The sequence below is a fragment of the Streptomyces noursei genome (assembly GCF_001646665.1).
GTDB lineage: Bacteria > Actinomycetota > Actinomycetes > Streptomycetales > Streptomycetaceae > Streptomyces > Streptomyces lavendulocolor.
On the sequence record NZ_LWBU01000076.1, the window covers coordinates 1 to 250 of the forward strand.

The 250-nt window shown below is 69.6% G+C and carries 1 pseudogene; it reads left to right on the forward strand.

The features are described 5' to 3' along the window. A pseudogene (locus A4V12_RS36215) lies at positions 1 to 143 on the forward strand (DUF5655 domain-containing protein); the annotation flags it as partial. Positions 144 to 250: the final 107 nt, after the last annotated feature.

Below are 250 nucleotides of genomic sequence, written 5' to 3' on the forward strand. Positions count from 1 at the left end.
ACGTCGACCTCGTTCCCGGGTTCACCAGAGACGTGTCCGGGCTCGGCCACCACGGGACGGGGGATCTGGAGGTGCAGCTCCGCACGCTGAGGGACGTGGAGCGGGCTCAGGATCTGTTCCGGGCGAGCTACGTGGCGGCGTGATCGCGTGCCGGCTTCTCGGCGTTACGCGCCGCGTCGTGGCTGGTCTGGGGGCGTCGGGAGGTGCCTTTCGACGAGCGGGCAGGGCATGGCGGTGGGCTACTAATGGT